Source organism: Burkholderia sp. JPY481 (genome assembly GCF_038900515.1).
Classification (GTDB): Bacteria; Pseudomonadota; Gammaproteobacteria; order Burkholderiales; family Burkholderiaceae; genus Paraburkholderia; species Paraburkholderia youngii.
On sequence record NZ_JAYMRT010000006.1, the window covers coordinates 242,762 to 255,693 of the forward strand.

At 61.5% G+C, this 12,932-nt stretch carries 11 protein-coding genes and 1 pseudogene; 9 read left to right on the forward strand and 3 right to left on the reverse strand.

Features of this window, described 5'->3' with window-relative positions; all coding sequences use genetic code 11:
• Positions 1-12: 12 nt before the first annotated feature.
• Entirely contained in the window at positions 13-783 is a 771-nt protein-coding gene (locus VSR82_RS17450) for a Coq4 family protein (RefSeq protein ID WP_368583833.1), read from the reverse strand.
• Between the two features lie 524 nt (positions 784-1,307).
• Here VSR82_RS17450 and VSR82_RS17455 point away from each other — a divergent pair.
• From VSR82_RS17455 to VSR82_RS17480, 6 genes are all read left to right on the forward strand, one after another.
• Positions 1,308-2,417 carry a hypothetical protein gene (locus VSR82_RS17455; protein ID WP_368583832.1) on the forward strand — a complete coding sequence of 370 codons (1,110 nt, stop codon included), beginning with the start codon at positions 1,308-1,310 and terminating at the stop codon, positions 2,415-2,417.
• Between the two features lie 49 nt (positions 2,418-2,466).
• Positions 2,467-3,999, forward strand: a complete 1,533-nt coding sequence (locus VSR82_RS17460) for a B12-binding domain-containing radical SAM protein (protein WP_429462491.1) — start codon at positions 2,467-2,469, stop codon at positions 3,997-3,999.
• Between the two features lie 70 nt (positions 4,000-4,069).
• Positions 4,070-5,497: a tryptophanase gene (locus tag VSR82_RS17465; RefSeq protein ID WP_429462489.1), complete on the forward strand. Its 1,428-nt coding sequence runs from the start codon at positions 4,070-4,072 to the stop codon at positions 5,495-5,497.
• A gap of 9 nt (positions 5,498-5,506) precedes the next feature.
• Positions 5,507-6,259: a dTMP kinase gene (locus VSR82_RS17470; protein WP_429462487.1), complete on the forward strand. Its 753-nt coding sequence runs from the start codon at positions 5,507-5,509 to the stop codon at positions 6,257-6,259.
• Between the two features lie 135 nt (positions 6,260-6,394).
• On the forward strand, positions 6,395-6,592 hold the full coding sequence (locus VSR82_RS17475) for a hypothetical protein (protein WP_368583949.1): 198 nt from the start codon (positions 6,395-6,397) through the stop codon (positions 6,590-6,592).
• 73 nt (positions 6,593-6,665) lie between these two features.
• On the forward strand, positions 6,666-6,830 hold the full coding sequence (locus tag VSR82_RS17480) for a hypothetical protein (protein WP_429462485.1): 165 nt from the start codon (positions 6,666-6,668) through the stop codon (positions 6,828-6,830).
• On the opposite strand, the gene VSR82_RS17485 is transcribed toward VSR82_RS17480, so the two are convergent.
• Complete coding sequence (locus VSR82_RS17485; protein ID WP_176125529.1) at positions 6,827-7,300, reverse strand: Lrp/AsnC family transcriptional regulator; 474 nt, start codon at positions 7,298-7,300, stop codon at positions 6,827-6,829. The two genes, VSR82_RS17480 and VSR82_RS17485, sit on opposite strands and share 4 nt — an antisense overlap.
• Positions 7,301-7,588: 288 nt before the next feature.
• Between VSR82_RS17485 and hppD the strand changes: the two genes are divergently transcribed.
• The 3 genes and pseudogenes from hppD (at position 7,589) to VSR82_RS17500 (ending at position 11,469) form a co-directional block, all read left to right on the forward strand.
• On the forward strand, positions 7,589-8,662 hold the full coding sequence (gene hppD / locus VSR82_RS17490) for a 4-hydroxyphenylpyruvate dioxygenase (RefSeq protein ID WP_429462483.1): 1,074 nt from the start codon (positions 7,589-7,591) through the stop codon (positions 8,660-8,662).
• Between the two features lie 175 nt (positions 8,663-8,837).
• Entirely contained in the window at positions 8,838-10,220 is a 1,383-nt protein-coding gene (locus VSR82_RS17495; protein ID WP_498857957.1) for an amino acid permease, read from the forward strand.
• Positions 10,221-10,264: 44 nt separating this feature from the next.
• A pseudogene (locus VSR82_RS17500) lies at positions 10,265-11,469 on the forward strand (amino acid aminotransferase).
• A 187-nt stretch (positions 11,470-11,656) separates the two neighbouring features.
• Here VSR82_RS17500 and VSR82_RS17505 read toward each other — a convergent pair.
• A complete protein-coding gene (locus VSR82_RS17505) occupies positions 11,657-12,775 on the reverse strand; it encodes a patatin-like phospholipase family protein (RefSeq protein WP_498857958.1) in 1,119 nt (372 codons plus the stop codon).
• Positions 12,776-12,932 lie beyond the last annotated feature (157 nt).

The following is a 12,932-nucleotide window of genomic DNA, read 5'->3' on the forward strand; positions in this document are numbered from 1 at the left end:
GTTCCTTTCCGTTCACGCGTTGCTCGGCGCGGCGTAGCGCCACGGCAGAGTCTGGCCACCGGCCAGGATGCCTTGGGGATGCGCGAGCGCGACCGGCTCGATCGCCAGTTGCAGGCGGACGAGTGCGAGCGGCCGCTCCAACGCTTCTTCCCAGCGGTATGAGAGGGGAATGCGCGCGCGCTTGCCACGCAGCCACGCGCGGCGCAGAAAACGATGGACCCAGAAGTTCGGCCACCACGGCGCGGTCAGCGCGGTGCCGAGCAGACCGACGATGCGCGCACGCATCGGTTCGAGGCCGCAGTCGAACGCGAGAAGCGAGGTCTCGCCGGCCCAGTCCTGGCCGTAGCCCGTCAACACATGCAGCAGATCGTGAATGCAGCCGCTGCGCTCGATGAACCACTGACGGTCCGGGCCCGGGAGGATTTCTTCGAGGCCGGCGGCCAGCCGGCTCGCTTGCAGCAGACCATCGGCGCTGTAGCCGCTGCGCTCCATCATCGCCATGTAGGCGCGGCCGAACGAGCCAGGCGGCAAGCGCAGCAGCGTGTCGGTATCTGCGAGCGTGCCGAGCAGTGACGGCTGCTCGGAAATCAGCGCGCCGGCGCCCGGCTCGCTCAGGAATCGCTGGTACATCGTCTCCATCTGACCGCCGTCGAGCGCGATCATCACTTCGTACGCGTGCTGAATGTCGTCTACGTTCTCCCTCAACGCCTTGATCGCTCGCAACGCGCGCGGCCAATCGATATGGCGTCGCGCCAGCGCGTCGTCCTTCAAGCTTGCTGTCATCTGCGGCTCCCGGCAAAGATCAAGAGGCGGGTCACGAGTGGCAATCGACTGGCGCCACTTCTTGCGGACGCTTTTTGCAGGGTTCATGCCAGTCATCCGTTGGCACCACGCAAGTCGTCCTCATCCCATGCAAGAACGGAACGAAGTGCCCAGATCTGAAAAGGCGGCGCGGCTATCGCGCGGATTGAAGCGGTGTCTGCGATTTGCCGACGCACTTTCAGGCGGAGCCCCCCGCAGCCTGCCGAATGTCGGTGCCGGGCCAACATGTGAAGGGCGTCTGTTGGTTGCCGCTCGACTGCGGGACGTCTGATACCGGCCCGGTTCACGTGTCAACGTCCAAACATCTATACGTGCGGATGTATCGCCCCGCCTTTTGAAATCTGGCTGCCTGCTTGCGTCATTGCATCTGACGGGGACTCAGTTCGCGCAGCAAAAGAACGCCTGGCACGAACAGTGCACTAGCAGCGCGAACACGGACGGTGCGCTGTGAAATTCGTAGAACTCACGAGGACGGAGGTAGAGCAATGAATCAGGCCTGGAAGGCGAAAGCGGGGCAGTTCCTGCCGGGGGCGAATCTGACTGTGCTGCCGCACTGGGAGCGCGACGCGGTGCCGAGCTACGATCGTGCCGAAGTCTCGGTGCCAGGGCGCCTTCACTTCGCCGTATTCGACTTCATGCAAATGATGCCCGGCTTCGGGGGCGGCGGACTCGGCGTATCGACGAGCACGGTCGGACACCGGATCACCGTCACGAAGACGAACAACGGCGAAGGCGGCTGCGACGTGCCGAGCGGGCGGCACATGCTCGAGTTGTTCAAGCGAACGGTCGGCTACGCACGCGACGACATCCGTGTGGATCGGCTGCGCAGCATTCAGCATCAGCACAGCGGATTCGGCTCGAACGTGTCGTTCAACACCGCGACGCTCGCCGGCTTGAACGCGTTGTTCGGCTCACCGTTTTCGCCGCACGACATGTGGGAAATGATTACCCGCAACTACGTCGAGACCGCGAAGGATGACGAGCATGTGTATTTCGGCCTCGAGACCGGCGTCGGCGAAGCGTGCCTGTTCTTCGGCGGGCTGGTCTGGGTCGACGAGAAGCACGGCAACGGTCGTTTCCTCGGCAACCTGAGTTCGGAAAACCTGTGGGTGACCACGGCCGTTGGCAACTACGACACGCTGTCGACCGAAGCGCTGCGTGCGCATGGCGAAGGCGCGGACATGTCCGGCACCACCGAGGCGGGCTTCGTGCCGACGCATTTCGTCGAGTGGCAGAAGCGCTATGGCGTCGCGTGGCGCAACTTCATCGAACAGAAACTGAGGCCGGCACTGCATCGCAATGACCTGTTCGCGTTTCTGAAGCACGGCTGGGAACTCAACAGCATGAGCAACATGAAGGTGCTCGAAGGCATCTTCCGGACCGACGTGATGCGTGAGTTCGACGAGACGATGCAACGCGAGGGCGCGGTGTACGCGGGGATGAGCAGCGCGGGTCCGGGCTTCTATGCGTTCTCCGACTGCGAGGAAAAGGCGAAGCACCTCGCGACGGTGATGCTGCATCGGTTCAGTGAATTCATGAGCGAGATGACGGTGGCCCGCGCGGGCCAGAAGATGTCGATCGACGTCGCCGTCTAGCCGCATGCCTGTGAACCCTCGCGAAACTTTCCACTGAGACTGATCGAACATGGCCAAGCGCGTCACCTTCGTCAACACGAACCAGATCAAGCCGGCGATTGCGCCGATTGCCTTCGACTATCTGTCGGCGCCGATGGAGCGAGCAGGGTTCGAGCTCAACTTGCTCGACCTGTGCTTCTCCGACGATTGCGAGGCGGCTATTGCCGAGCACTGCCGCACCACCGCGCCGGATTACTGGGGGGTGACGCTGCGAAATACCGACGACGTCTATTTCTCCAGCGGCTACAGCTTTCTCGACCGCATCAGGGACATCGTCGCGATGCTTCGGCGTGCGCGCGCGGTCCCGATCGTGATGGGCGGCGCGGGCTACTCGGTGATGCCGGAGAAATTGCTTGCTTACCTCGACGCGGACTTCGGCATCGTCCGGGAAGGCGAATTCAGCTTTCCCGAGTTGCTGACCTGCCTCGAAGAAGGTAGGAGTTTTACGCACATACCCGGCGTGGTCTACCGCGATACGGCCGGTGTGCACGCTACGCCGCTCGCGCCCAACACATGCGGACCACTGGCCAGCATAGGGCCTCACAAACGCGAACTGGTGAACAACCCGCACTATTTCGCCAAAGGCGGCCAAATCGGCATCGAAACGAAACGCGGCTGCAATCGCTCCTGCATCTATTGTGTCGAGCCGCAGATCAAAGGCCGTTCGGTGCGCATGCGCGAGCCCGATGATGTCGTCGCCGAGATGGCATCGCTCGAGGAGCGCGGGGTCAACGTCTTTCATATCAACGACTCGGAATTCAATCTGAGCGTCGCGCATCCGATGGCTCTGTGCGCGGCCATCATCCGGCACGGGCTCGCCGGCAAAATCCAGTGGTATGCGTACGGTATGCCGCGGCCGTTTCCCGATGAACTCGCGGCCGCGATGAAAGCAGCCGGTTGCGTGGGCATGAACTTCGGCGTCGACACCGCTAGCGCAACGATGCTGAAGATACTGCGCCGCACCTTTAGCGCATCCGACATCGAACATGCTGTCAATACCGCGAAGCGCCACGGCCTCGAGCACATCATCGAACTGCTGTTCGGCGCGCCCGGCGAGACGCAGGAGACCGCGCGCGAGACGATCGAGTTCATCAAGCGGGTCGATCCGGAGCGCGTTTCGGTCACCGTCGGACTGAGAATCTTCCCGGGCACCGAGCTCGAACAGATGATCCGCCGCGAAGGCCTCCATGCCGGCAATCCGAATCTGCACGGCCATATCGAAGGCAACGACGATCTTCTGCATCCGGTGTTTTATCTGCCGACCGCATTGGGCCCGGACCCGCAGCAATTCATTGCCGATCTGATCGGCAATGACCGGCGGTTCTTCGGGACCAATGCGAGCCTGTTCAACTACAACGCGAACGACGCGCTGGTCGAAGCGATCGCGCAAGGCGAGCGCGGCGCGTATTGGTCGATCCTGAACCGGATCGAGAAACGCTTCGAGGCGGCCCATAACGCGCGCGCTTGTCACCGCACGTCCGCGGACGGCGGCGATCCGGACTGGACGCCGATCGAGATTTTGCCGATCGAGCAAAGCGCCTGACGCGGTATGTGATGCCCGAAGCGGCCAGTCATCCGCTGGCCCGCGCATTTTTTCAACGCAGGAGGAGTGCATGCTTCCAGAAAACAGCCAGCCTGAGCCGTACAGGATCAAGATGGTCGAGCCGATCAGGCTGATCGACCGCGAGCAACGGCAGGCGCGGCTTGCCGCTGCCGGGTACAACGTGTTTCGCCTCGAAGCCGACGACGTCTATATCGATCTGATGACGGACAGCGGCACTACCGCGATGAGCGCGAACCAGTGGGCAGGCATCATGACCGGCGACGAGTCGTATGCCGGCTCCCGCAGCTTTACGAAGCTGACGCAGTCCGTGCGGGACATGCTCGGCTTCGAATACGTGTTGCCGACCCACCAGGGGCGCCCGGCCGAGCACTTCCTGTTCCGGACCCTCGTGCGCCCGGGCCAGGTGGTGCCGTTCAACGCTCCGTTCGATTCGACCGAGGCGCACGTATCGATTGCCGGCGGGACCGCGATATCGTGCGTCGCCGAAATCGGCTACCAACCCGCTGTCGAGCATCCATTCAAGGGCGACGTGGATGTGCAGAAGCTGCGCAACGTGATCGAGAGCGAAGGGCGCGGCAACGTGCCGTTGATCATGGTCTCGCTGACAAACAACGCGGGCGGCGGCCAGCCGGTATCGATGGCGAACCTGCGCGCGGTGAAAGCGTTGGCCGATGAGTTTGCGATTTCCGTGTACTTCGACGCGGCGCGCTGCGCGGAGAATGCTTACTTCATCCAGCAGCGTGAGAGCGGCTATGCGAACCGGTCGGTGGCGGAAATTCTGAAGGAGCAGTTTTCCTATGCCGAGGGCTGCACGTTCAGTTGCAAAAAGGATGCGCTGGTCAATATCGGCGGCTTGCTCGCGACACGGTCGCGCGCGCTCTACGACCAGGTCGTGCCGCTGCTCGTGCTGCACGAAGGCTTCGTCACCTACGGAGGGATGGCAGGCCGCGATCTCGAAGCGCTCGCGATCGGTCTGCGCGAGATGGTCGACGACAGATACCTGCAACACCGCGTGGGTCAGGTCGAACGGCTAGGCGACACACTGCTTGCCGGCGGGGTTCCGATCCTGAGGCCCACCGGCGGACACGCGGTGTATGTCGATGCGGCCGCCTTCCTGCCGCACGTGCCGCGCTCGGAGTTTCCAGCCGAGGCGCTGGCTGCCGAGCTTTATCTGGAGGGCGGCGTGCGCGCCGTCGGTCTGGGCTCGTTGGCGTTCCTGAAAGAAGATCCATCGACGGGCGCGCTCAGCGCTCCGAGGCTGGAATTGCTGCGGCTCGCCATTCCCCGCCGTGTCTACACTGATAGCCATCTCGCGGCGGTTGCGGCCGCGTTGGTCCGCGTCTATCAACGACGCGATGCGATCCGCGGAATGCGCATCGTCTCGGCGCCGCCGATGCTCAAGCACTTCACCGCGGTCCTCGCACCGATCGATGCCCGTGACGAGATGCTCGCGGAGTGTCGCGAAGTTATGGTCTGAGGTGATTTCATGTCGAATGCTGTGTTCGAAACGCTCGAGCTCAAAACCCATGCTTATCCGGGCGTGCTAGTCACGTTGTGCGGTGTGGATGGAGCTGGGAAGTCTTCACTGATGGAAAAGCTCGAAAGCGCGTGCACGCGTGCCGGGCTCAATTGCGTGACGACGTTTACGCCGACCAGTCGCATCCGCAAAGACGCGGTGTTCCGGGATATGGTCGACAGCCACTGGCATACCTCCAAAACCAGCCTGGGGCCCGACGCAAGCGTACGCCGCGTCGACATGCTGGGCATTCTGCTGTCCATCATGGGAGACCTCCTCCAACATCTGACCGACACGGTCATACCGGCACTGGAACGAGGCGACGTGGTCTTTTGCGACCGCTATGTGTTCACCTCTCAGGCCGAGATCGGCACGCGCGCCGATCCCGCTGAGACCGCGCCGGTGCTCCGCAGCATCGCTGGCCATGTGCTGCGTCCCGACGTCGCCTTTGGTCTGAACGTTTGCGGCGCGACTTCACACCGCCGCGTGCGGTCAAGGAACGACGAGAAAGACCAGCCGCCGCCGATGAGCTTTCTGACGCGCCAGGTGGCGGCTTATCGCGCCGTGTTCGAGGCCAACGGCGTGGTCGCTCTGGATGGAGAGCGCAGTATCGACGAGACGTACCGTGCGGCACTCAGTCATATCGCGGCTATAGAACGGGTTGCGGGGCGGTTGGGTTCTATCGCGGCGGCACATCCTGCACGAACCCTGGCGGCATGCTGAGGCTTCGACCTGCGCGGAGACGCCGCATTCTGGCGCCGAGGTGTGCGACAAAATGCACGTCGACACGTTTTGGTGAGCATCTATCCTTCAAGACAGGACCATGTTGCATGGAACGTCAGAGCCAAGGAGACGATGATGCTCAGCCCACATGAGATCGCAACGCTCATGCTTCTCGAAACAAACCCGCGTCCGGAAAATTTCGATCCCGGCGATCTCGACGCGCTGTGTGAACATCAACTCGTATTTCTGGAAAAGCTCGCGTCTGGGTACGCGCGAGGGCATCTGACTGCTCAAGGACGCTCGATGTTGAGGTCGGTCGGCAGAGTGCACTAGTTCTGCGCTCTGCATTGCCGCGGAGGTTCAATACGCGGCGTTTTACAGCCAGCACAGGCGGCTGGAAGAGGAAGTGATTTTGCCGGCTGCGTTGCGATATCTGACTGCGGACGACTGGATGGAACTGGACGAGGTGTTCGGCGCCAATCGCGATCCGTTCAGCGGCAGCGAGATCGAAGGGGAAATGGACCGCTTGTTTTCGCTGATCGTCAGTACGGTCTCCGAGTCGATTCACTAGGCCGCCAACGGGACCGCGCCCGTACATTTGATTTCATCGAGGCAAACGCTCGACTTGACTCCGCTCACACCCGGAATGCGCATCAGCGTATCGAGCAGAAACTCCGACAGCGCCTTGAGGTCGTGCGCGACGACCTTGAGCATGTAATCGATATCACCCGTCACGACGAAGCATTCCTGAACCTGGGTGAGTTCCGAGATCATTCGCTTGAACTTCGACAGGTCGCGCACATGGCCTCGCTCCATCGTCACCTGGATGAAAGCCACTACGCCGAAGCCCAGCAGTTGCGCATCGAGCCGCGTCTCGTAGCACTTGATCACGCCCATTTCCTCGAGCCGGCGATGACGCCTCAGCGTTTGCGCGGGCGACAGCTTGATCGCCTCCGCCAGCTCGAGATTGGAGATGCGCCCTCGCGACTGAAGAATCTCCAGCAAACGCACGTCGATTCGGTCTATGTCGATTGTATGCACTGTTATTTCCTTGTTCCGCAGTGAAATGAAATGTTAATGCACAAATCAGGGTTTGTCTGCGTCCGCTACGAAATCCTATTGCATCGATAAAAAATTAAACTGATTCCAGATGTCGCTGCGACACGAGCATGTACGTTGAGAAATGCTCAGATGCGCAGGTGGCGAGAAGACGCTGCCTGCTAGACGAACAGAGAAAATTTACTTTCATTTCTATAACATGCCTCCGCATCACACTCAGTGCTAGTCGCTCGCTATCAATCATTCACCATTCGCTGAACCCGAGAGATCATGGCCGACCTGTTTGACAATCCAATGCAACTGATGGGCTTCGAATTCGTTGAATTTGCTTCGCCCGTGCCCAACGTCCTCGAACCGCTGTTCGAGCAGATGGGCTTCACACTGGTGGCTCGCCACCGTTCGAAGGACGTGCTGCTTTACCGCCAGGGCGAAATCAACTTTATCGTCAATCGTGAGCGCAATAGTCAGGCCGCTTACTTTGCCGCCGAGCATGGCCCGAGTGCGTGCGGCATGGCGTTTCGCGTGAAGGATTCGCACAAGGCCTACGCCCGTGCGCTGTCGCTGGGCGCTCAGCCGATCGAAATCGCTACCGGTCCGATGGAGTTGCGATTGCCGGCAATCAAAGGCATTGGCGGCGCACCGCTTTATCTGATCGACCGCTTCGAAGACGGCAAGTCGATCTACGACATCGATTTCGAGTTCATCGAAGGTGTCGAGCGCCGGCCGGCCGGTCATGGCTTGCGCCTCGTCGATCACCTGACGCACAACGTCTATCGCGGGCGCATGACGTATTGGGCCAACTTCTACGAGACGCTGTTCAACTTCCGGGAGCTACGCTACTTCGACATCGAAGGCGAATACACGGGGCTCACGTCGAAGGCGATGACGGCGCCGGACGGCAAGATCCGCATTCCATTGAACGAGGAATCCGGCAAGGGCAGCGGCCAGATCGAAGAATTCCTGATGGCCTTCAACGGCGAGGGTATTCAACACATCGCGTTCCTGACCGACGATCTGATCACGGTGATCGACAACCTGCAGATGGCAGGCGTGCCGCTGATGACCGGGCCGAACAGCTACTACTACGATGCGCTCGAAACGCGTTTGCCGGGCCATGATCAACCCGTTGGCCAATTGCAGTCGCGCGGCATTCTTCTCGATGGAACGACGGCGGACGGCTCGCCGCGCCTGCTGCTGCAGATCTTTTCCAAACCGCTGCTTGGCCCCGTGTTTTTCGAATTCATCCAGCGCAAGGGCGATGAAGGTTTCGGGGAAGGCAATTTCAAGGCGCTGTTCGAGTCGCTCGAACGCGATCAGATCGAGCGGGGCACGCTGATAGTTTGACGCGCATACAACCCGTTCATCGCCACTTCAACAATACCTAATCCCAGCAAGACACGACACCGGCGTCACAAGCGTCGGCTGTGAGGCCTCGGCATATTTCGCCTGCTCTGACCAGAGCAGGCGAAAAACGAGGCGTGGCGTCCAGAACCAACCGCAGGACACAGGAGACAACATCGTGGCACATCAGGAGCAGGGCACGCTAAAGCGCGGCCTGAAGAATCGTCACATTCAGTTGATCGCGCTTGGAGGCGCAATCGGCACGGGTCTTTTTCTCGGCATCGCGCAGACCATCAAGACGGCAGGGCCGTCCGTATTGCTCGGGTACGCAATTGCCGGCATCGTCGCCTTCTTTATCATGCGGCAACTCGGCGAAATGGTCGTCGACGAGCCCGTTGCAGGTTCGTTCAGTTACTTCGCAGGCAAATACTGCGGGCAATTCTCCGGTTTTGTTTCCGGGTGGAATTACTGGGTGCTGTACGTGCTGGTGTCCATGGCGGAACTGTCGGCCGTTGGCATCTACATGCAGTACTGGTGGCCGGGTCTGCCAACGTGGGTGTCCGCGCTGGTGTGCTTTGGCGTAATCAACGCGATCAACCTCACCAGCGTGAAGTCGTACGGCGAACTCGAATTCTGGTTCTCGATCGTCAAGGTCGCGGCAATCGTTGGCATGATCGGCTTTGGCGGCTATCTGCTGATTTCGGGCCATGCGGGTCCTGACGCGGGCGTGGCGAATCTGTGGCGCCACGGCGGCTTCTTCCCGAACGGCGTGGCGGGTCTCGTGATGGCGATGGCCGTCATCATGTTCTCGTTCGGTGGACTGGAACTCGTGGGCATTACGGCGGCCGAGGCCGAAGATCCTTCGCACACGATCCCGCGCGCGACCAACCAGGTGATCTATCGGATCCTGATTTTCTACGTCGGCGCACTCGGGGTGCTGCTGTCGCTGTATCCGTGGGAAAAAGTCGTCGCCGGTGGTAGCCCGTTCGTACTGATCTTTCACGCGATGAACAGCAACTTCGTCGCCAACGTGCTCAATGCGGTGGTGCTCACCGCCGCGCTGTCGGTGTACAACAGCGGTGTCTATTGCAACAGCCGCATGCTTTACGGCCTCGCAGGCCAGGGCAATGCGCCGCGCGCTCTGCTGAAGGTCAACTCGCGCGGGATTCCCCTCGTCGCGCTGGGGATTTCCGCCGTGGCGACTGCCGCCTGCGTGGTGATCAACTACCTGATGCCGGGCAAGGCATTCGAGGTGTTGATGGGGCTCGTCGTCTCGGCGCTGATCATCAACTGGGCAATGATCAGCATCATTCATTTGCGTTTCCGCGCTGCGAAAGCTCGCGCCGGTGAGAGGACCCTGTTCCGCAGCCTCGGTTATCCGCTTACCAACTATCTTTGCCTGATCTTCCTTGCCGGCATTCTGGTCGTGATGTGGCTGATACCGGATCTGCGCATGTCGGTCTACCTGATCCCCGTTTGGCTCGTTGCGCTGGGCGTCGGCTATCGCGTGCGCAATAGGCGCGCCGCCGCCTCGGTCGCCGTCGGCGTGGCGACGCGCTAGGCATCGCGCTTTTGCAATCTTTTGGCCTGATCCAGGGAACTAGCATGTTTGAACACATCGATGCCTATGCGGGCGACCCGATCCTCACGTTGAACGAGAACTTCGCGAAGGATTCGCGCGAGCATAAGGTCAATCTGAGCATCGGCATTTACTACGACGATCAAGGCCGCTTGCCCGTAATGCAAGCGGTACGCGAGGCCGAAGGACAACTGCTCGCCGAGCTCGGTCCCAAGCCGTACCTGCCGATGGCGGGCTTCGCCCACTACCGCGATGCCGTGCAATCGCTGGCATTCGGCGACGACTCGGCGGCGCGTACCGAGGGGCGCATCGCGACCGTGCAGACTTTGGGCGGTTCGGGCGCGCTGAAGGTCGGTGCGGATTTCATCAAGCGCTACTTTGCGGGCTCGCGCGTATGGGTCAGCGATCCGACGTGGGAAAACCACCGTTTCATCTTCGAGCGCGCGGGATTCGAAGTCAACGCGTACCCGTACTATGACGAATCGAGCGGCGGGCTGAAGTTCGAAGAGATGTTATCGGCCATCGACGCGCTACCCGCGCGCAGCGTCGTCCTGTTGCACGCGTGCTGTCATAACCCGACGGGTGTCGATCTGAACGACGCGCAATGGGTGCAGCTGATCGAGGTCATCAGAAAGCGCAACCTGCTGCCCTTTATCGACATGGCGTACCAAGGCTTCGGCGCAGGTATCGACGCCGACGCATTCGCGATTCGTGAACTGGTGCGCCAGAACGTGCCGGCGTTGGTGGCCAATTCGTTCTCGAAGAACTTCTCGCTGTATGGCGAGCGGTGCGGTGGACTGTCGGTGATTTGCGAGTCGGCGGAGATTGCCGCGCGCGTATTGGGTCAATTGACGAGCGCCGTGCGCGCGACTACAGCAATCCGCCGACGCATGGCGCGAAGATCGTAGCGCGGGTGCTGACCACACCGGCGCTGCGGCAATCGTGGCAACAGGAGCTTGCCTCGATGTGCCGGCGCATCATGCGCATGCGCGCGGAGATCCATGAACGCCTGCGCGGCAAGGTGCCGGACACGCTGCTCGCGCGCTACCTCGAGCAGCGCGGCATGTTCACGTACACGGGGCTGTCGGCGGAGCAGGTCGACACGCTGCGCGAACGCCACGGCGTCTACCTGATCCGGTCCGGGCGCATCTGCGTCGCCGCGCTCAATGACAACAACGTTGCGACGGCGGCGCAGGCCATCGCGAGAGTCATCTCGCGGACAGGCGATTGACACCGCCGCAGGCTGAGCGCGCCAGCCTGATACGCGACCAGTCCGACTGCATCCACGCCGGATCGAGCGGACGGATCGCGAGTCTCGATTGAGCGTCGCGGGGCGCCGCGCGACGCGGCATGATCGAGATGCCGCGTCCGGCTTCGACGAGTCCGAGCGATGTCGTCAGAGGCGCCGTCCGTCCATTTCAGTTTTGTCGCGCGCTCGCGTTGCCGCTGTGCTTGAGCGTCGGATCGATCAACGAAGCCTTGACGTCGACCGAAGACGCTTGCCCGAGATTCGCATAGTCGCTCTTGAGCCATACATCGGCGACTTCACGGCCGCGCTCGAACAGCGTGTTGAGCAACGACCACGACGTGCTGCTCTTCGACACGAAACCGAACTTCGCCAGAAAATCGTCGTCGCGGATCAGGTGGAACCTGACGGGCTTGTAGCGGCTCTTGCGCGCCGCTTCCTCGCCGACCGAATCGAGCACACGGTTGACCGCTTCGATTGCGTTGATCTCCAGCACCACGGACGCGTTGAACCCAATTTCATTGAGCCGGTCGAGAATGCCGCGCGCATCTTTGGGCGGCATATCGTGGCGCACGAACGGATTCGCGAGCACGAGAATCAGGTCCTGGGCATGCTCGAGCAACGGCGCCAATGGCGGGTTGCCCAGATAGCCGCCGTCCCAGTACGGTATGCCGCCCACGCTGACGGTGCGAAACTCGTTCGGCAGGCATGCGGAAGCGCGCAATACGTCAATGGAAATAGCGGGGCGGGTGAACATTGCGCGTTGGTTGGTTCGTACGTCGGTTGCGCAAATGAATAGTTGCGGGCCGTCGCGCGTCGTATTGAGCGCGGCGAGATCGTGTTCGGGGAGCGCGGAACGGATCACCGGCCCGAGCGGATCGCGGTAGAACGGATTGCCATAAGGCGAAGCGACGAGTCCGACGGCCTCCAGCATGATGGCAGCGGGATTCCAGTCGATATTCCAGCCGCCGAATGGGCCGGGTTCGGAAAAGCCGAGGAGCGCGTTGCCCGCCAGCGCGCCGGCGCGCGATACCGCTTCCCAAAAGGCGCGCAGCATGTCGCGTGCTTTCGGTGCCCCGCTGGTTGCGAGACCCGCCGCGCACAGCGTCGCATTGATGCCGCCCGCGCTCGCGCCGCTGATTGCCGCGATATCGAGTGGCATTGCCTGCGACGAAGCCTCCAACAGACGGTCGAGCACACCCCACGTGAACGCGCCGTGCGAACCGCCGCCTTGCAGGGCAAACGCGACCTTGGGGCCTTTGTGTCGCGTCGAGTTCCGAGGTTCCTCCATCGCCATGGCTCCTTCGCGTCTTGATCGCGTTCCGGCAATCTTACCCGGAAGTGTCACGCGTTTGGTCTAGCCTCGCCAGACGCGGCTGCGGGTTTGTCTCGGTTAAACCGCCGCCCCGCAGCAGGTACAGTGTGAGACGATTTGCGGCGGGCCGGAG

What these genes read in the sequence shown, in the direction of transcription:
- VSR82_RS17475 (WP_368583949.1), top strand. Translation starts at nt 6,395, where the DNA reads ATGCTCAGCCCACATGAGATCGCAACGCTCATGCTTCTCGAAACAAAC.
- VSR82_RS17460 (WP_429462491.1), top strand. Translation starts at nt 2,467, where the DNA reads ATGGCCAAGCGCGTCACCTTCGTCAACACGAACCAGATCAAGCCGGCG.
- VSR82_RS17465 (WP_429462489.1), top strand. Translation starts at nt 4,070, where the DNA reads ATGCTTCCAGAAAACAGCCAGCCTGAGCCGTACAGGATCAAGATGGTC.
- VSR82_RS17505 (WP_498857958.1), bottom strand. Translation starts at nt 12,775, where the DNA reads ATGGAGGAACCTCGGAACTCGACGCGACACAAAGGCCCCAAGGTCGCG.
- VSR82_RS17450 (WP_368583833.1), bottom strand. Translation starts at nt 783, where the DNA reads ATGACAGCAAGCTTGAAGGACGACGCGCTGGCGCGACGCCATATCGAT.
- VSR82_RS17470 (WP_429462487.1), top strand. Translation starts at nt 5,507, where the DNA reads ATGTCGAATGCTGTGTTCGAAACGCTCGAGCTCAAAACCCATGCTTAT.
- VSR82_RS17455 (WP_368583832.1), top strand. Translation starts at nt 1,308, where the DNA reads ATGAATCAGGCCTGGAAGGCGAAAGCGGGGCAGTTCCTGCCGGGGGCG.
- hppD (WP_429462483.1), top strand. Translation starts at nt 7,589, where the DNA reads ATGGCCGACCTGTTTGACAATCCAATGCAACTGATGGGCTTCGAATTC.